This is a genomic window from Alkalihalophilus lindianensis (genome assembly GCF_032843265.1).
In the GTDB taxonomy this organism is placed as follows: domain Bacteria; phylum Bacillota; class Bacilli; order Bacillales; family Bacillaceae_D; genus Alkalihalophilus; species Alkalihalophilus lindianensis.
The window spans coordinates 797,142-816,466 of the sequence record NZ_JAWJBA010000001.1 but is presented as its reverse complement, the minus strand read 5'-3'; the positions used below and the strand labels follow the sequence as shown (position 1 = coordinate 816,466).

Here is a 19,325-nt window from a genome sequence, read left to right as displayed (position 1 = left end):
ACGCCATTGTTGTTTCTTGCAACGTATTGCAACATTAATCTCTAAATTAGTGTTCTTTTACGTGTATTTAAGTTGGCACAGTTCTTGCTTGTTATTTAGTATCAGCTCATTATTAAAACAAAGCGGGGGGATAAGAATATGGACTCTACAAAGACTTGGGAAAAGATGTACATTAATGGTAACTGGCTGAATGCCTCGAATAAAGAAATGATTAATGTCGTGAATCCCGAAAGTCAGGAAGTCATGACAGCAATACCACGCGGACAAAAACAAGATGTGGCACATGCAGTGACAGCAGCTAAAAAAGTGTTCGAGTCTGAATCTTGGCAGTCATTAAAGCCTTCACAAAGGGGGAGAGCTCTTAATGAAATAGCAGCTAAATTAAGAGAGAATAAATCAGAGTTAGCCAAAATTGAAACAAGTGATACAGGCAAACCACTAGCTCAATCAGAAAGTGATGTAGAGAACAGCGCTCGTTATTTTGAGTATTACGCAGGAATGGCAGACAAGATGTTCGGGGAAACCATTCCAGTGGAACCTGGAATTCTTGATTATACGATTAGAGAGCCTATCGGGGTAAGTGCACAGATTATTCCATGGAATTACCCCCTGCAAATTGCTTCAAGAAGCATAGCTGCTGCAATCGCCACAGGAAATACAGTCGTTGTGAAGCCGGCTGAAGATGCGTCACTCTCTATACTCGCATTAGGGAGGCTGATTGCTGAAAATGAGACATTGAAATCAGCTTTGCAAATTGTAACTGGTTACGGTCATGAAGCCGGGGATGCTTTGATTAATCACCCTGACATCGACCATATCACGTTTACCGGGTCTTATAATACGGGTGTGAAAGTGATGATGGCAGCTGCTAAGCAGATTGTGCCAGTAACATTAGAGCTTGGAGGAAAGTCACCGCATATTGTTTTCGAAGACTCTGACTTAGACGAAGCTGCACAGGTTATTGTCCGATCATTTATTCAAAATGCAGGCCAGACTTGTTCTGCCGGTTCTAGATTAATTGTTCACCATACAGTTAAAGAACAATTACTGACCAAACTAGTTAAGCTGACAGAATCAATCTCTATTGGTCCTGGATCAGACAATAACGATTTAGGACCAATTATTTCAAAAAAACAATTCGACCGAATTCAAGCAATGGTTGAACAGGCAAAATTAGAAGGAGCCCATGTGATTACTGGAGGTAGACCAGCAGAGATCATTCATTCACGGGGTTTATATTACCTGCCGACAATATTAAATCGAATTTCTCCGAAAAGTGAGATTGCTCAAGAGGAAGTGTTTGGACCAGTCCTTACTGTATTTGACTTTGAAACCGAGTCAGAAGCGGTTGATCTTGCTAATGGGACAGATTACGGTTTAGTGACAGGGATCTGGACAAATGATATCTCGCGTGCTCACAGGGTTAGCAACAAAGTAAAAAGCGGCCAAGTTTTTATAAATAATTACGGCGCTGCAGGAGGGGTAGAAATGCCTTTTGGCGGTTATAAGAAGAGCGGTATTGGGAGAGAGAAGGGTGTTGAAGCTTTGCAAAATTATACACAGCTAAAAAATATTGCAGTCAAAGTAACATAAAAATCTATTAAACTATGAACGTTTGTGAGGTGTGTGCGCTTGAAACATTTTTCTATTTCTGTCATTGCAGGGGATGGGATCGGTCCAGAAGTCATGCGTGAAGGATTAAAAGTCGTTGAAGCAGCTGAAAAGCTTCATGGAGGGGTTCGCTTTTCCTATGAATCATACGACTGGGGGTGTGATTATTACTTACAAAACGGAATGATGATGCCAAAAGATGGGCTTGACCAGATTCGAGATTGCGATGTCATTTTATTTGGTGCAGTCGGTGCTCCTGAAGTGCCTGACCATGTATCAGTTTGGGAACTGATCCTTCCTATTCGACGCACGTTTCAACAATATGTCAATCTTAGACCAGTTAAACTGCTTAAAGGTCTAGAGAGTCCATTACGTCATAAGACGCATGATGACCTCGATTTTCTCGTTGTAAGGGAGAATACAGAAGGTGAATATTCAAATATTGGGGGGAGGCTGCACGAAGGAACCCCTTATGAATTAGCAATCCAAAACAATGTTTTTACGAAATTCGGAACAAAACGAATTTTAGAATATGCATATACTTTAGCCAAGAAAAAACAAAAGAAAAACATGACGATTGCTACTAAATCAAATGCTATTAATTTTGCAATGCCTTTCTGGGATGAGATCGCAAAAGAAATAGCCGGTCATCACCCTGAAATAGAAACGAATATCTATCATATTGATGCACTAGCAGCCTACTTTATCTCAAAGCCAGAAGAATTTGATATTGTTGTAGGCAGTAATCTATTTGGTGATATTTTAACAGACTTAGGTGCAGCGATCGTAGGAGGGTTAGGGATAGCTCCTTCAGGAAATATCAATCCTGATTTTCATTACCCTTCTATGTTTGAACCAATTCACGGTTCTGCACCGGATATTGCTGGAAAAGGAATTGCTAATCCAATCGGACAGATTTGGAGCGTTGCCATGATGATGGATCACTTAGGGTTTACGGGATTAGGTGAGCTAATTATTCAATCGATCGAAGAGGTACTTCAAGAAGGCCTTGTTAGGACTCCAGACTTAGGGGGAGATTCGTCTACAGTTGAAGTAGGAGATGCCATTGTCCATAAGTTTAAGCAGTTAAGTCAATCCGTTTAATTAACATAAGGTGGTGGAAGGTGTGGCACTACAATTAGCAGGGAAAACCGCAGTGGTAACTGGGGCAGGTTCTGGCATGGGGAAAGCTGTAGCACAACTATTTGTTAGCGAAGGGGCCAATGTTGTATTTGCTGATATTAACATACAAGCAGCTGCGGATGCAGCGAGTGGTTTTTCAAGCGATATAACTACCGCAATTGAAGCAGACGTAGCAAATGCTAAAAGTGTTCAGTCTTTAATATCTAAAACAATCGAGAAGTTTGGAACCATTCATATTATAGTTAATTGTGCCGGAATTCCTCAATCATTTACTCAGATTGAAGAGTTAGAGGAAGCAGAATGGGATCGTTTAATGGATGTTAATACAAAGTCAATTTTTCTAACTACAAAATATGCTGTGCCCTATTTCAAAAAGCAGCAATCTGGAGCTATTATTAATGTTTGTTCAATTGCTGGGGTTAGGGCTAGACCAGGTTTAAATGCATACTGTGCTTCCAAAGGTGGAGCAATTATGCTCACTAAAGCGTTAGCGATAGAATTAGCGCCATACAAAATCAGGGTGAACGCAATTAACCCTGGACCAACTGAAACACCAATGATTTCTCAATTCCTCGCTGATGAATCAAAGAATGAAGATATAAATGATATCTTTGTAAAAAGTATGCCATTAGGTGCGTTGATACAATCGGAAGAAATAGCTCAGGCCGCCCTTTATTTATCAACGGATGCAGCCAGAAGTGTTACCGGAGAAATTCTAAACGTAGATGGTGGAAGAGGAATTTAGTTGTTCTTCTAAAAAAATAACTGAAAATTAAGAAAAAATAAATGTGTTTATCCTCCTAGACCTAGTTTACGAGTCTTTATTCTTGATTTCTATTTGAAAGGAGCTATTACGTATGGCTAATAATCAAATTGATCCAAATGATCCGCGATTTAAAATTGCCAACCGTGAGGCATTGATCGGAGTAGGGTTAGTATTATTCAATTTTATCTGGTGGTTTGGTTTTGCGTATGGATTAGGGTCTAGGTCGGTAGAAGAATATTCCTATATATTTGGGCTGCCTTCCTGGTTTTTCTATAGCTGTGTAGTAGGTTTTCTAATTATGGTTGTATTAGTAATAGTGGTAGTAAAAGGTTTCTTTGTAGAAGTTCCATTTGAAGATGAAGAAGAGGAGGAGATTCAATGAACTGGGCAGTAATGATTCCTTTAATCATCTTCTTGCTTTCGATCTTTGTAGTTGGTTTCTGGTCATCACGCTACATTAAATCTTCAAATAACTTTTTGCAGGAATATTTTTTAGGAAGTCGTGAGCTTGGTGGATTCATCTTAGCGATGACAATGATTGCTACGTACGGCAGTGCAAGTAGTTTTATTGGCGGACCTGGTGTAGCTTACACTCAAGGACTCGCGTGGGTGCTCCTAGCGATGGCACAAGTAGCGACAGGTTATTTTGTTTTGATGATACTTGGTAAAAAGTTTGCTATTTATGCGCGTAAATATGAAGCGATTACATTAATTGATTTTTTAAGGAAACGGTATAGAAGCAAAGGAGTAGCTATTTTTTCTGCAATCAGCATTATCATTTTTCTCTTTTCTGCAATGACTGCACAATGGGTTGGTGGTGCAAGATTAATAGAATCATTGACAGGGCTTAATTATACGTCCGCATTATTTATTTTCGCTGTTGCAGTATTGGTTTATGTGGTCATCGGCGGTTTTAGAGCCGTTGCACTAACAGACACGATTCAAGGTGTTGTCATGGTTGGTGGTACTCTCATTATTTTAATAGGGACCATTATAGCTGGAGGTGGGATTAGCAACATTATGTCAGACCTCATAGCTGAGAACCCGAATCTTGTAAGCCCCTTTGGTCATGACGGCAGCTTAACACCTGCCTATGTATCTTCTTTCTGGATTTTAGTTGGAGTTGGGGTCGTGGCCTTACCTCAAGTAACTGTGCGCGCTATGTCTTATAAAAGTTCGAAGGCGATGCACCGTGCCTTAATTACAGGAACTATTGTTGTTGGATTTATTATGCTTGGTATGCATTTGATCGGGGTATTTGCACGCCCGATTCTTCCAGGCATTGAAGTGGGAGATTCTGTTATGCCGCTTATTACATTAGAAGTTCTCCCGCCATGGCTGGCAGGAATTGTCCTAGCTGCACCAATGGCTGCCATCATGTCGACGGTAGACTCCTTACTTTTGCTGGTCAGCTCCACTGTTGTAAAAGACGTTTACCTTAATTACGTCAAGCCAACTGCATCTGATAAACAAGTGAAGCGTATAACGATTGGTGTAACCACTTTACTAGGTGTGCTTGTCTTTGCCTTAGCATTAAGTCCGCCTGATCTATTAATCTGGTTGAATCTATTTGCTTTTGGTGGTCTTGAAGCAGCATTTATCTGGCCGGTTATTATGGGACTGTATTGGAGTCGCGGGAATAAACATGGTGCGCTTGCTTCGATGGTAGTTGGGGTAGGGACCTACATTCTCATTCACACATTCAGTCCAAATGTTTTTGGGGTTCATACGGTTGTTTTCCCAATCATTCTTTCGTTTATCGCATTTGTGGCAGTTAGTTTAATAACAAAGGATCAATCGATTTCAACGGAAAACCAAGTGAATGCTTAATTCATTTTTTGAAGGGAGATGTGAAGATGCACAAATTAAGTCCAAAGCAAGAACAAAGGAAGCTCCGTGATCGAGAAGAGGTTATAAGTTTGACTCAAAAGCTTGTTCAAATACCGAGTGTATATAGGCCTGGTACGAAGGATGGGAACGAAGAGAAGGTAGCGTTGTTTGTGGCAGATTATCTAGAGAAGCTTGGTATAAAAGCCCATATTGAGTACGTAGAGGTAGGCAGGCCAAATGTGATTGGGATCGTTGACTCAGGTAAGCCTGGGAAGACCTTGTTGTTTGAAGGGCATACAGATGTTGTAACAGAAGGAGACCCAGAAACGTGGGACGATCCGCCGTTTGCGGCTGTCATAAAAGAGGACAGAATGTATGGTCGCGGTACGAACGATACTAAAGGGAATTTAGCATGTATGATTACAGCAGTGCATTCAATCCTCCGTGACAACGAATCGTTCACAGGGAAAATCCTCCTTTGCATCCCATGCGATGAGGAAGGAATGATGATCGGTATAAAACATTTTATTAAAAGGGGCTGGGCCAAGGGAGTTGATGCGGCTATTATTTGTGAACCTGAAGAAAATCAACTATGCATCAGCCAAAAAGGGGCAATGAGAGTCATCCTTCGTACGTATGGAAAGATGGCTCATGGGGCGATGCCATTATCAGGAGTTAATCCTAATACGAGAATGGCAAAGGTTATTTGTGAACTTGATCGTTATGAGCAACTAGAAAAAGAAAGATTAGGCTGTCACCCCGAGCTTGGGTGGCCTAGTGTGACACCGACCATTTTACAAGCGCCGGTGAAAGGAGATCCACAAATTAACGTAGTACCAAATGAGTGTATGACTACTTTAGATATTAGAACCGTTCCTGGTCAAGACCATGAGACTATAAAAAGAGATATTCAATCTATACTGGATTATCTTAAGCAAGCGGATCCCGATTTCATAGCTTCTTTTGAAGTGATTGAAGACCGCCCATGGACCGAAACAAACAGGTCAGAGCCTGTGGTCGAATCGCTTGCTTATGCTTACAGAAAAGTTACGGGGAAAGAACCGATTTATAATGGGGTCCCTGGTGCTACGGACGGTACCTTCCTTCACTTAGAAGGGATACCGATTGTTACCACAGGAGCGGGAGATCGGGAAGTGCCTCACCAAATAAATGAGTATGTTGATTTAGACGAATTAGCAGAAACAACAGAGATCTATCGTCAAGCAGCCTTACATTTCTTGAACAAATAAAGGGAGACATGAGTGCAGTTTCATATGAGACTGCACTCTTTATCTTTTCTTTAGAAACGAAGCCTAATTCATATGCTAAACTTTAGTTGTGTGTAATAAGTTATAGAGTTGAGATTAGGAGGAAGGTACAGATGGTTTGGGATTTTATGTTTATTGGAGCTGGGATTGCAGCTGCTGGTTATTTTATTGGCGAGGGGTTGAAAAATTTTAAAAATCCGAACTCGTCAAATATATTTGATTCATTAAATGAAGAAGAGGAACAATTAATAAAGGAGAACGAGATTCATCATTATATTGGAATTTCTATAGAAGATGCAAAACACTTAATTAAAGAACATCCAAATATTCCTCATCTATTAATTAATAATACAGTCTACTATCCAAAAGCAAAGGTTAGAGCGTGGCTAAAGAAGGTTGGTGACTAAACGTTCTTGAATTTATGTAAAGGGGGCTTGTGAATGAGTAAAATCGTCGTTATTACTGGGGTGAATTCAGGTATTGGCCGCGCTGCTGCTTATAAATTTGCAGAGCTTGACTATGAGGTCGTGATGGCTTGTAGGAGAATGGAAAGAAGTAGGCAGGTGCAAGAGGAAATCATTCAGGTGACAAACAACCGACAAGTACACCTCATGCACGTGGATATGTCCTCCTTTTGCTCAATACAAGAATTTTGCAAGGATTATAAAGCCCGTTTTAATAAACTAGATATCTTGATACATAATACCGCTTACTTTAATCACGGAGCGCAGCACCAGTTAAATGCAGACAATATAGAATTAACCTTTGCAACAAATGTAGTTGGTCCATATTTAATGAACGAATGGCTAAGAGATGCTTTAAGTCGTGCAGGTGAACCAGTTATCTTACATGCATCCAGCAATATCGTTAAGCATTTCTTTGATCCGAAGAAAAACCTTCAATTTGAGCACTTAAAAGGGGAGTGGAGTGCAAGCGAGCCTTTTAGTGTGTATAAACAATACTGTGAATCAAAAATGGCATTAGTGATGTTAACCTTCTATTTAGCTGAAAAGTATAAAGAAGATGGAATCAGGGTAAATGCTCTGCAGATCAATGGGGCACGAATGTCACCAGAGACCCTGAATAAATTCACACTTAAGTGGAGGCTCGCAGCTAGAGCTCAAAATTTGTTTTTCCCGCCACCTGAAAAAATGGCGAAATGTTATGTGGACATTTGTACATCACCACGCTTTAGGGATGTCACAGGGTCATTGATGAACGATAAGCTTGAAACGATGGTCCGTGCAGAGCAAGAACCGTCTGCCCTCCAAGCAGGTTAAACAGCTTATCGGCTCTCATTATTATCCCTATTATGCAGATAATCAGAATGTAAGAAAAAAGCTGATTGAATTCTGTGAATCAATCATGACTCTATATTAACAATATGTAGCAACTCTATGAATGTTCCTATTCATACAAGACACAGCAGTGGCTATCAAGTATAATGATACTTGGATAAAGACATAGATATAGGAGTTTATCAATTATGTATCAAAACTTAGAAGAATGCATTCAGGACTTAGAAAAAAGCGGACAATTGATCCGTATAACAGAAGAGGTCGACCCTCACCTAGAAATGGCTGCTATTCACATGAAAGTGTTTGAAGCAAAAGGACCTGCTCTATTTTTTGAAAAAGTGAAAGGCTCAAGCTATCCTGCTGTTTCTAATTTATTTGGTACAGTGGAGCGCAGTAAATATATTTTTAGAAAGACTTGGGATAAAACGCAAGAAATTATTGGTCTTCGCAATGATCCAATGAGTGCCCTAAAGAGTCCTTTTAAACATGTAGGCTCAGGTGTGGCTGCTACAAAAGCATTGCCTATGAAAAAGTCATCTCTTCCTAGCACTTTTAAAGAAATTCAAATTTCAGATCTGCCTCTCATTCATCATTGGCCAGATGACGGCGGGGCCTTTGTCACTTTACCACAAGTGTATTCAGAAGACCCTGAAAAGCCTGGAATCATGAATGCGAACCTTGGTATGTACCGTATTCAGTTAAGCGGAAATGAATATGAATTGAATAAAGAAATTGGGCTTCATTATCAGATTCATCGTGGGATTGGTGTCCATCAAGCAAAAGCAACGAAATTAGGAAAGCCTCTAAAAGTGAGTATCTTTATTGGGGGGCATCCATCCCATACTCTTTCTGCTGTCATGCCATTACCAGAAGGCTTAAGTGAAATGACTTTTGCCGGAATGCTTGCCGGACGTCGCTTCCGCTATAGTTATGAGGATGGTTATTGCATAAGTCACGATGCAGACTTTGTTATTACAGGGGAAATTCACCCTGGAGAAACGAAACCAGAAGGTCCGTTTGGTGATCACCTTGGTTATTATAGCCTGACACATGAATTCCCTTTAATGAGAGTGCATAAAGTATATGCAAAAGAAAACTCTGTTTGGCCATTTACGGTTGTCGGCCGTCCTCCTCAAGAAGACACCGCTTTTGGTGATCTAATTCATGAGCTAACGGGTGATGCGGTGAAGCAAGAAATTCCTGGGGTAAAAGAGGTTCATGCTGTTGATGCAGCGGGGGTTCACCCTCTTCTATTTGCTATTGGTAGTGAACGGTATACTCCGTATCAAAAAGTGAAGCAACCTGCAGAGCTTTTAACGATTGCCAATCGAATCCTTGGAACAGGACAGCTAAGTTTAGCGAAATTCCTTTTTATTGCAGCAGAAGAGGATAAGCCATTAACAACACATAAAGAGGTCGAATTTTTATCGTATATTCTTGAGAGAATCGACTTACATCGTGATATTCATTTTCAAACGAACACAACCATTGATACGCTTGATTACTCAGGTACAGGGTTAAACACAGGAAGTAAAGTCGTTTTTGCTGCTTGTGGAGATAAAAAGAGAGACCTTTGTACAAGTGTACCGGAGGAATTACACGGATTAAATGGATTTGAGGATGCCCAATTTGTGATGCCAGGAGTTGTGACACTAAAAGCATCTAACTTTAAGACGTATGAGGATGCACAAAAGGAAATGGATGCTTTAAGTACTAGTATAAGTAATAATGGTGAATTGACAAATTGTCCACTCTTAATTGTTTGCGATGATAGCGAGTTCATGAGCGCATCGTTAAGCAATTTCTTATGGGCAACCTTTACTCGTAGCAATCCCTCACATGATATGTACGGGGTAAATAGTTATTATCAGCATAAGCATTGGGGCTGTGATAATGTGATTATTGATGCAAGAATCAAACCGCATCATGCGCCACCGTTACTGGCCGATCAAAGTGTAGAAAAAAAAATTGAACGATTGTTTGAGAACGGAGCTAGTTTGAGTAAGATGAAATAGTGATAATAGAAGAAAGAGGCTAACAAATGTTAGTCTCTTTCACTTATGATAGGTCCGCTTAGGATTAAAACAAATGAATGACAAAAAAGTAGTTAGGTAGGTATTAGCAGAATGGATGTGTATTCAATATTATTAGCTGTTATGTTTGTCATTAATTTAATCTTTGCAGCGATTATTATTTTTATTGAACGAAAAGATATTGGTGCTACTTGGGCATGGCTATTAATCTTATTTTTTATTCCCTTTTTTGGCTTTGTTGTCTACTTATTTCTCGGTCAGAACCTAACGAGAAAAAGACTATTCGATTGGGATGGGATCAGTAAAGTAGGAATCGAAGGATTAATTAATGATCAGTTAAAGCTGATGCAGAGCTCTGAGTATCGTTTTGATAATCCTGATGTCGAGCAATACAAAGATTTAATTTCTATGCACTTAGTCAACAATGACGCCATATTAACAAATCAAAATGAAGTTGAGATATTTGTTGATGGTCAAGAAAAATTTGATTCCTTATGGACGGACATTATGGGGGCAAAAGAGTTTATTCATATTCAGTATTATATCTTTAGGAATGATACACTCGGAAAGAAGTTAATAAGAGCACTTGAAGAAAAAGCACGGGAAGGCGTTAAAGTACGAATCCTTTATGATGAATTAGGTTCTCGTAAGCTAAGACTGAAACATTTCGCTGGACTTGAAGCGGCTGGAGGAGAAGTAGGAGTGTTTTTCCCGTCTAAATTAGCCTTAATAAACCTTCGATTGAATTTTAGAAACCATCGAAAATTAGTAAATATTGATGGTCAGATTGGTTATATTGGCGGTTTTAATGTCGGTGATGAGTATTTAGGATTAAGTGATAAGTTTGGTTATTGGCGAGATACTCATTTGAAAATAAAGGGGCAGGCTGTAGATGCGATCCAAACAAGATTCATTCTTGATTGGAATCAAGCATCTAAGCGATATCAAATTGACTATGAAGATCGATACTTCCCAGCTAAAGTTAATCGAGGGAACGCATCGATGCAAATTGTCTCAAGTGGTCCTGATTCAGAGTGGGAACAGATCAAAAATGGCTATATTAGCATGATTATGTCAGCTAAGGAGTCGATCTATATCCAAACACCTTATTTTATCCCTGACCAAAGTTTATTTGACGCACTGCGAATCGCTGCACTATCTGGTAAAGATGTCCGAGTAATGATACCGAATCGACCTGATCATCCATTTGTCTATTGGGCAACTTATTCTCATGTGGGTGAATTGCTTAAGACGGGCGCGAAGGTATATATTTATGAAAAAGGATTTATTCATGCTAAAACAATTGTTGTGGACGGTGAGGTTAATTCCGTTGGGACTGCGAATATTGACATGAGAAGCTTCAAGTTGAATTTTGAAGTGAATGCGTTTATTTATGATCGTCCTACTTCTCAAAAACTTGCTCTATTCTTTGAAGAAGATATGAAATCGTGTACGGAATTAACTCAAACGTTATATGATGCTCGACCAAAAACCATTCGTTTTAAAGAATCAATTTCGCGTCTCTTATCACCGATCTTATAGATCTTCGCTAAATATAAAGGACAAAAAAAGATAGAGATTTTGCTACATTCCATTGACCAAGGACAACAAATGTCCTTGGTCTAATTTATTTAACTAGCTAATCAATCATGTTGTTATGCGCCTAAAGGCTAACTGTTAAATTTCCGAATAAACTTATCTATTGTTGATAAGCTAACAAGGAGCGGAATTTAAAGAAGTTTTCAAACCTGGTTTTGGGAAGTGTGTTACCAAAAAGGACCCACTTTATTATGTATAAGAAGGAGGCTTTCGGATGAAAAAAAGAATGAACCACGTAGGTAAAACTAAAAGCATGAGGCAAAGAGTAAAAGAAGAAATATATGAACAATTTGAGAACCCAATCTTACATCGAGCAATAAATAATGATGAAGTGATCATCCCACTTGATTTAGAGAGACTTTGGTTAAAATAAAAACTTTTAATTCAATGGAATTCGCCAAAAATAATGAGCGATATCTTGTGAAAATAGAATTTTTTCAAACCCATTTGCGACCTAATAGTTGAATAACTTCATCTCTTTAAACGAATTCTAATAAATGCTCAAAAAGATACTGAAATGACGAACTTATCAATTTCAAAAAAAGAAAGGAGGATCTCTTTAAAATGTTAACAACGAAAGAATTAGCTCTTATTGAAGACGAAATTCGGGCTGAGGAAATAATAGCTAAAACCATGAACTGGTGTGCTACTCAATGTGAGGATCAAGAGATGAGATCCCTTTTAGAACATCTAGCTGAATCTCATCAAAAAAACGTTCTTAAAATCTCGACATACTTTAATCAATCAAGAGTTCAGTAATTAAAGGAGATGAGCCCTTTTGACAAATAACATCCAAGGTAGAGGCCTGACGGATCGTGAAATGCTTCAATTGTCGCTTGAATTAGAAAAAGGTCGATGTAAAAGCTTAGTTTCTACTCTTCTTGAGACGAGTCATACTGAATTACGGCAGGTATATGAAGAATGTTTTCAAACATCAAACGATCTCCATTTCCATATTTATGAAGTGTTGGCTAGTAAAGGGTGGTATGAGTCTATTACAGCTAAACCTGAAGAAGTGCAAAACGCTCAAAGGTATATCCAGAATAACCTTCACCCTGATGACCATTTTAGAGATAATGTATAACCTCTAATGTACACCAAATTACATGTGGTATGTTTTGTGTTCATATTTTGATTGCAGGAAAGCGATTACGAATTTAAAGGACAAGCAACTGATAACTTAAAAATTGAACTGCCCGAAATAATTACGATTGCTTGTCAAACATTTAATTAAAGTTTATACCCCTTAAAGAGTTTTATATTCTTTAGGGGGATTATTTTTATCATTCATGTTTGTTTCTTCCGTTTAAAGAGAATAGAGGACTAAAAAAGGGGAAATTAGCGCTCACATTATGATTATAGTTTGGAGGAGAATAGGATGAAATCGATAGAATTTCTATATATAAAGACTAATGGAATAACTTTACATACGGCTATTGCAGGGCCTGAAAATGGTCCACTCGTTATTCTTCTCCACGGTTTTCCTGAATATTGGTATGGCTGGAGGCATCAAATTGAAGCTTTAGGGCAAGCTGGATATCGAGTTGTTGTTCCGGACCAAAGAGGATATAACTTGAGTGAAAAGCCAATCCTAGTGGAGGAATATAAATTAGATATTTTAAGAGATGATATCATTGGATTGATTGAATATCTCGGGTATAAGAAAGCCAAGATTGTTGGCCATGATTGGGGAGGAGTTATTGCTTGGCATTTAGCATCAAGTAAACCTGATTATGTTGAAAAATTAATAATATTAAACAGCCCTCACCCCGCAGAATTTAATAGAAAAAGAATATATTTCCCTAAACAGTGGCTGAAGAGTCTTTATATTCTTTTCTTTCAGGCTCCGCTATTGCCAGAGAAGTTTCTTCAAGCGAATGAGTTCAACATTATGAAAAAAAGTTTAATGAACACAAGTTTTCAAGGCGCTTTTTCTAAAAAGGATTTAGATGAATATACTCATGCGTGGTCACGCCCAACAGCTTTAACTTCTATGTTAAATTGGTATAGAGCAATAAAAAAGGGAACTTTTGCTCAAGTTAATACGTCTCTTATTAACGTACCTGTACAAGTGCTTTGGGGCTATAAGGATTCTTTCCTCTCGTTAAAACTAGCTAAACAAAGTGTAAAGAGATGTACGAAAGCCGAGCTTATTTTAGTTGAGGGCACACACTGGGTTCACCTTGAAAAGCCTCACATTATTAATGAGTTGATGATTAAATACCTTTCAGAAGGGTAGATAATGGTAATAGGAGGGGCTTCCACTCATATATTCTGAGATTCTTATTTGGAAAAGATGAGTGGAAGGACCGAGCTTCTTCCTGTTAAAAGTACTATGATAGAAAAGGGATAAGTACTTGGGAACAGTACACAATAATATGCGCTCTTAAGTATTGAAAGGGATAAGGTGACTAATAACATCATGTAAAATGAATGATGTCGTTTGATGAAAAAATTGATCAATTAAGCCAAAAGGTGAAAAGGAGATACCATGTTAAAAAGAAAAGAAATAGGATGGAACTTGGAAAATAGTTATAATCGTCTGCCACTAACATTTTTTACTAATGTTAACCCAACTTCTGTGTGCTCACCCAAGCTGATCATTCTTAATTCAACGTTAGCAAAAAACCTAGGTTTACAAGTTGATTCTCTCCAAAGCGAAGAGGGTGTAGCTGAGCTAGCTGGTAATGAGCTTCCAGAAGGAGCTTCCCCTCTTGCACAAGCATATGCTGGGCATCAATTTGGACATTTTACAATGTTAGGCGACGGACGCGCAGTCCTTCTTGGTGAACAAATAACACCTAAAGGGCAGCAGTTTGATATTCAGCTAAAAGGTGGTGGTGTCACGCCATATTCTCGTCGTGGTGATGGTCGAGCATCGCTTGGTCCGATGCTTCGGGAATATATTATTAGCGAAGCGATGCATGGTCTTGGAATTCCTACAACACGGGGGCTAGCAGTAGTGGCAACCGGAGAATCTGTGATTCGTGAAACTGTCCAGCCTGGTGCAATTCTGACCCGTGTGGCTAGCAGTCATTTGCGCGTTGGTACATTTCAATATGCTGCAAAATGGGGATCTGTTGTGGACCTTCAAGCTTTAGCTGACTATACATGGAAGCGACATTTTCCAGAAGCTGATAGTGGGACAAATCGCTATCTATCCCTACTTAATGAAGTCATCAAAAGTCAGGCGCAATTAGTTGCAAAGTGGCAGCTAGTTGGCTTTATCCACGGAGTGATGAATACTGACAATATGGCGATTAGTGGGGAAACGATTGATTATGGTCCTTGCGCGTTTATGGACACGTATGATCCGGCAACGGTATTTAGTTCGATAGATACTCAAGGTCGCTACGCATATGGTAACCAGCCATACATTGCAGGATGGAATCTTTCTCGTTTTGCTGAAACGTTGTTACCACTTCTCGATGATTATCAGGATAGGGCTATCAAAATAGCTCAAGAAGCAATTTCAGAGTTTACGCCATTATATCGTTCTTATTGGTTGCATGGAATGAGATCAAAGCTTGGAATCTTTAATGTGGAACCAGAGGATGAAGCTCTGATTGAGGGTCTCCTTAGCATAATGCAGAAATATCGAGCAGATTACACGAATACTTTTCGTGCTTTAACCTTGGGTAAGATGAATGAATCTGTTCTGTTTGGCACACCAGAATTCACAAAATGGCAGGAGCTATGGCAGGCAAGATTAAGCAGACAGGAAGAATCAAAAGCTTCGCAGCAGCAAATGATGCAAAACAGTAACCCGGCGCTTATCCCTCGCAATCATCGAGTAGAAGAAGCGCTTAGTGCAGCTGTGAATGATGGTGATTACAGTGTAATGGAACGACTTCTCCATGCACTAACTAATCCTTACGCATATACTCCTGAACAAAATGATTATTCCACACTGCCACCGCAATCAAATCGTCCCTATCGAACCTTTTGTGGAACTTGATATAGCAGCAAGAATAACCTACCTCATCATTTGAGGTAGGTTATTCTTGTTGAAGTAGTCTTTAGCCATTTGTGTATAGTAACAATTAGCCACGTTTCGTCGCTTTTATTTTGAGAGAAATGATTTTATTCAAATAGAACCTGCATATAAATTTAAAGGAATTGTGTCACTTATCTAGAAAGGTAAAGAAGAACACATCTAATTTATAAATGATTGAAGGAGGAAGGATAATGTCGAATAGAGATGCAGTGATTGTCTCAGCGGTTCGTACGGCAATAGGAAAACAAGGTGGTTCTCTAGCAGGCTTAGATGCCCATCAATATGGAGCTGTTGTTATTAAAGAAGCGCTTGAACGAGCTTCGATTACAGCAGATATGGTGGATGATGTCATTATGGGGAATGTACTAAGTGGTGGAGGGAACATCGCTCGCTTAACAGCCCTGCAAACAGGCTTGTCATTAGACATTCCCGGCTTAACAATTGATCGACAATGTGGATCAGGAATTAACTCTATTAATCTTGCAGCCCAGGCGATCAAAGCAGGAGATGGTGATGTTTTTGTGGCAGGGGGAGTCGAGAGCATGAGTCGGGCACCATATTTGATGGATCGTCCAACCAAACCCTATTCACCAGTTCCTCCTAAATTCCGTGCTTCTCAACTATCACCGAAAGAAATTGGGGACCCACCTATGGGGATTACAGCCGAAAATCTCGCAAAAAAATACAGCATTTCTCGCGAAGAACAAGACGAATTTTCTGTGCGAAGTCAACAAAGAATGGCTAGAGCTATGCAAGAGGGGTATTTTAAGGATCAAATCGTCCCCGTAGAAATCCTAGTTAAACGGGGTGAAAGTGTTAGATTTGATACAGATGAGCACCCACGACCATCAACCAATCTTGAGGCGTTAACAAAGCTTCCCCCAGCATTTCTTAAAGAAGGGACTGTTACAGCAGGAAGTAGTTCTGGATTAAATGATGCTGCTAGTGCTGTGGTGATCATGTCTAGAGAAAAAGCAAAGGCTTGTGGGTTAGAACCTCTAGCGGTTATACGTGACTATGCGGTGAGTGGGGTCGACCCGACTATTATGGGAATCGGGCCAGTACCAGCGACAAGAAAACTACTAAACAAAGCAGGGATTCAATTAAATACGATCGATTTAATCGAATTAAATGAAGCTTTTGCAGCACAGGTCATCGCATGCGATCGTGAATTAGAATTTGATCCCGAAAAATTAAATGTCAATGGTGGTGCGATTGCACATGGCCATCCATTAGGGGCAACTGGAGCCATTTTATTAACGAAGGCAATCTATGAATTGCAAAGGAGAAATCAAGCAACAGCATTAATTACCGCTTGTATTGGTGGGGGTCAAGGAATTGCTACATTAATTGAAAGAGAATCATAATACATCATTTTGTATCTCTTACAAGGCCAACACATACCAACTAGTAGGTATGTGTTGGCAGAAGATATTCTTAAACCGTAAAAGAACATGGATGATTAAAACACTATTTACAAAGGAGAATGAAATGAAATTCGAGACGAATGTCAAAGTACGCTTCTGTGAAACCGATGCATTAGGTCACCTTAACAATGTCAGCTACTTTATCTATTTAGAGGAAGCACGTGTAGAATTTTTTAAAAAACTCAATCCAGATATGACGATCGAAAATTGGAATATCATTTTAGCATCAACTTCATGTGACTTTATCAAACAAGCTTATTTTGACGAAATCCTTTCGATAGAAACTTCGGTCGAAAAAATCGGTACATCTAGCTTCCACATTGTCCATGAAGTATTTAATCCGGCTAAAGAAGTAGTAGCGAGAGGTCGAGCGGCTGTGGTTCATTTTGATTTTAATTCACAATCAAGTCAACCACTACCAGATTTAATGAAAGAACGATTAAACAAGTATTACCTAGAAAAAATATCCAACTAGAAGGTAACCTTCAAGTGATAGACGACAGCTCACGCTCAATATTCTTGAAACTACTCAATACAAGGAGGATCAATATGTCCATTTACAACGATAAGCCATGGTTATCACTTTATCATAAAAGTGTAGGAGAAACGATTCAAGTCGACGATCTCTCATTGAATGATTTATTTACCCAATCGGTTGATAAACACAAGAACAAAATCGCCATAACATTCTATGACCGAACGTTTACCTATGAGCAGGTTGATGGAATCACCAAGCAATATACTTCATCCCTGCATAGTCTAGGGTTTACAAAAGGGGATCGCTTAGCCGTTATGCTCCCGAATACCCCTCACTATCTCTTTACGTTGTTTAGTGTATCAAAACTTGGAGGCATTGGAGTACAAGTCAACCCAATGTATATTGAAAGAGAAATTGAACATGTGCTTGCGGACTCCGGGGCTGAATACATGATTGTCTTAGATCAGCTTTATCCACGCGTCAAACAAATTCAGGAGAAAACGAATCTTAAGCATGTCATTGTTGTAAGTTTAGGGTCACAAGTAACAGAAATTGATGAACATGATTTCTATTTTGAGGATTTCTTGAAATGCGGTATTGAAGAACCACCTCAAGTAGAAATTAACCCAGGGGAAGACGTCGCAATGCTTCAATATACGGGTGGCACAACTGGTGTTTCAAAAGGGGTTATGCTTACACATCGTAATTTGATTACGAATTTAGAACAAATCTATGAGTTTATGTTTAAACCTATTGAGTACCCAGATAATCCAAAAATCATGAGTGTTTTACCTATGTTTCATATTTATGGCTTAACTTGTAACGTCTTTTTAGGCTTCAAATGTGGGTGTAATCAAATTATTTTACCTCGTTTCGACCTCCAGGAAGTTGTTGAAACGGTTAAACGAGAGAAGCCTTTCCAGTTTTCAGGGGTGCCGACCATGTATGTAGGATTAAATAGTCATCCGAAATTAGAAGAATACGAATTCGATCAAGTGTCCTATTTTAATAGTGGAGGCTCAGCTATGCCTATTGAGCAACTCCATTTATTTGAAAAAAGAACGAATTGTAATTTATGTGAAGGGTATGGCCTGTCTGAAGCCTCGCCAACCACTCACTTTAACCCACCGACACGTGAGAGAAAAGTGGGAAGCGTCGGTATACCACTACCAGGATTAGAATCTAAAATTATTCAAGAGACCGATCGTGGTATTGTTGAAGTACCTGTAGGCGAAGTAGGCGAGTTAATCGTTAAAGGACCACAAGTGATGAAAGGCTACTGGCAGCGAGAAGAGGAGACAAGTGCCGTGTTAAAAGACGGTTGGTTGTTTACAGGAGACTTGGCGCGAATGGATGAAAATGGGTACTTTTATATTGTCGACCGCAAAAAGGATATGATCATTGCGAGTGGATACAATGTCTATCCTCGTGAAATTGAGGAAATTCTATATCAACATCCTTCCATTCAAGAGGTAATCGTCGTCGGTGTTCCAGATGAGTACAGAGGAGAAACGGTAAAAGCATTTATTACATTAAAGGCTGGGGAATCAACGACTGAAGAGGAAGTGATTTCATTTACTAAAACACTACTCGCTCGGTACAAAGTTCCTAAGTACGTGGAAATTCGCGAGGAACTACCAAAATCAGCAGTTGGGAAATTACTAAGACGAAAACTGCGCGATGAAGAAGTAAAGAAGGCTCGTTCATAAAGGCTCGGTACTAACGTAAATCCATTAAGAAAGAGAAAAACCTTCTTAATGGATTTTTCATGTAAGAAACCGCATTTAAAAAATCAGAAAATTCAATCTTAGTGTTGACATTGTAAGCAATAATACTTAAAGTAGGTATATAGACTAACATACTGACTGGTTAGTT

The 19,325-nt window shown here is 39.2% G+C and carries 18 protein-coding genes; all 18 read left to right on the top strand.

Annotated elements, in window-relative coordinates; all coding sequences use genetic code 11:
* Window positions 1–138: 138 nt before the first annotated feature.
* The 18 genes from RYX56_RS04430 (at window position 139) to RYX56_RS04345 (ending at window position 19,159) form a co-directional block, all read left to right on the top strand.
* Window positions 139–1,593 (top strand): aldehyde dehydrogenase family protein, encoded by a 1,455-nt coding sequence (locus tag RYX56_RS04430; RefSeq protein ID WP_317120925.1) that lies wholly within the window; start codon window positions 139–141, stop codon window positions 1,591–1,593.
* Window positions 1,594–1,632: 39 nt separating this feature from the next.
* Window positions 1,633–2,715, top strand: a complete 1,083-nt coding sequence (locus RYX56_RS04425) for a tartrate dehydrogenase (protein WP_317120924.1) — start codon at window positions 1,633–1,635, stop codon at window positions 2,713–2,715.
* A gap of 22 nt (window positions 2,716–2,737) precedes the next feature.
* Entirely contained in the window at window positions 2,738–3,499 is a 762-nt protein-coding gene (locus RYX56_RS04420; RefSeq protein ID WP_317120923.1) for an SDR family NAD(P)-dependent oxidoreductase, read from the top strand.
* Between the two features lie 112 nt (window positions 3,500–3,611).
* Complete coding sequence (locus tag RYX56_RS04415) at window positions 3,612–3,902, top strand: YhdT family protein (protein ID WP_317120922.1); 291 nt, start codon at window positions 3,612–3,614, stop codon at window positions 3,900–3,902.
* On the top strand, window positions 3,899–5,350 hold the full coding sequence (panF, locus tag RYX56_RS04410; RefSeq protein WP_317120921.1) for a sodium/pantothenate symporter: 1,452 nt from the start codon (window positions 3,899–3,901) through the stop codon (window positions 5,348–5,350). Before RYX56_RS04415 ends, panF begins: the two co-directional genes overlap by 4 nt.
* A 26-nt stretch (window positions 5,351–5,376) precedes the next feature.
* Window positions 5,377–6,600 carry a M20 family metallopeptidase gene (locus RYX56_RS04405; protein ID WP_317120920.1) on the top strand — a complete coding sequence of 408 codons (1,224 nt, stop codon included), beginning with the start codon at window positions 5,377–5,379 and terminating at the stop codon, window positions 6,598–6,600.
* 131 nt (window positions 6,601–6,731) lie between these two features.
* Window positions 6,732–7,025: a DNA-binding protein gene (locus tag RYX56_RS04400; RefSeq protein WP_317120919.1), complete on the top strand. Its 294-nt coding sequence runs from the start codon at window positions 6,732–6,734 to the stop codon at window positions 7,023–7,025.
* Between the two features lie 33 nt (window positions 7,026–7,058).
* Window positions 7,059–7,898, top strand: a complete 840-nt coding sequence (locus tag RYX56_RS04395; protein WP_317120918.1) for an SDR family NAD(P)-dependent oxidoreductase — start codon at window positions 7,059–7,061, stop codon at window positions 7,896–7,898.
* A gap of 206 nt (window positions 7,899–8,104) precedes the next feature.
* Window positions 8,105–9,931, top strand: coding sequence for a UbiD family decarboxylase (locus tag RYX56_RS04390; protein ID WP_317120917.1), 1,827 nt, complete (start codon window positions 8,105–8,107; stop codon window positions 9,929–9,931).
* 111 nt (window positions 9,932–10,042) lie between these two features.
* A complete protein-coding gene (cls, locus tag RYX56_RS04385; protein ID WP_317120916.1) occupies window positions 10,043–11,491 on the top strand; it encodes a cardiolipin synthase in 1,449 nt (482 codons plus the stop codon).
* Between the two features lie 271 nt (window positions 11,492–11,762).
* Window positions 11,763–11,921 carry a hypothetical protein gene (locus RYX56_RS04380; protein ID WP_317120915.1) on the top strand — a complete coding sequence of 53 codons (159 nt, stop codon included), beginning with the start codon at window positions 11,763–11,765 and terminating at the stop codon, window positions 11,919–11,921.
* Between the two features lie 191 nt (window positions 11,922–12,112).
* On the top strand, window positions 12,113–12,307 hold the full coding sequence (locus tag RYX56_RS04375) for a hypothetical protein (RefSeq protein WP_317120914.1): 195 nt from the start codon (window positions 12,113–12,115) through the stop codon (window positions 12,305–12,307).
* A gap of 19 nt (window positions 12,308–12,326) precedes the next feature.
* Window positions 12,327–12,632, top strand: a complete 306-nt coding sequence (locus tag RYX56_RS04370; protein ID WP_317120913.1) for a spore coat protein — start codon at window positions 12,327–12,329, stop codon at window positions 12,630–12,632.
* A 294-nt stretch (window positions 12,633–12,926) separates the two neighbouring features.
* Window positions 12,927–13,787 carry an alpha/beta fold hydrolase gene (locus RYX56_RS04365; RefSeq protein WP_317120912.1) on the top strand — a complete coding sequence of 287 codons (861 nt, stop codon included), beginning with the start codon at window positions 12,927–12,929 and terminating at the stop codon, window positions 13,785–13,787.
* Window positions 13,788–14,039: 252 nt separating this feature from the next.
* Window positions 14,040–15,506 carry a protein adenylyltransferase SelO gene (locus RYX56_RS04360; protein WP_317120911.1) on the top strand — a complete coding sequence of 489 codons (1,467 nt, stop codon included), beginning with the start codon at window positions 14,040–14,042 and terminating at the stop codon, window positions 15,504–15,506.
* A gap of 230 nt (window positions 15,507–15,736) precedes the next feature.
* Window positions 15,737–16,912 carry a thiolase family protein gene (locus tag RYX56_RS04355; RefSeq protein ID WP_317120910.1) on the top strand — a complete coding sequence of 392 codons (1,176 nt, stop codon included), beginning with the start codon at window positions 15,737–15,739 and terminating at the stop codon, window positions 16,910–16,912.
* Between the two features lie 124 nt (window positions 16,913–17,036).
* Complete coding sequence (locus tag RYX56_RS04350) at window positions 17,037–17,447, top strand: acyl-CoA thioesterase (RefSeq protein ID WP_317120909.1); 411 nt, start codon at window positions 17,037–17,039, stop codon at window positions 17,445–17,447.
* A 74-nt stretch (window positions 17,448–17,521) separates the two neighbouring features.
* Window positions 17,522–19,159, top strand: a complete 1,638-nt coding sequence (locus tag RYX56_RS04345; RefSeq protein WP_317120908.1) for a long-chain-fatty-acid--CoA ligase — start codon at window positions 17,522–17,524, stop codon at window positions 19,157–19,159.
* Window positions 19,160–19,325: the final 166 nt, after the last annotated feature.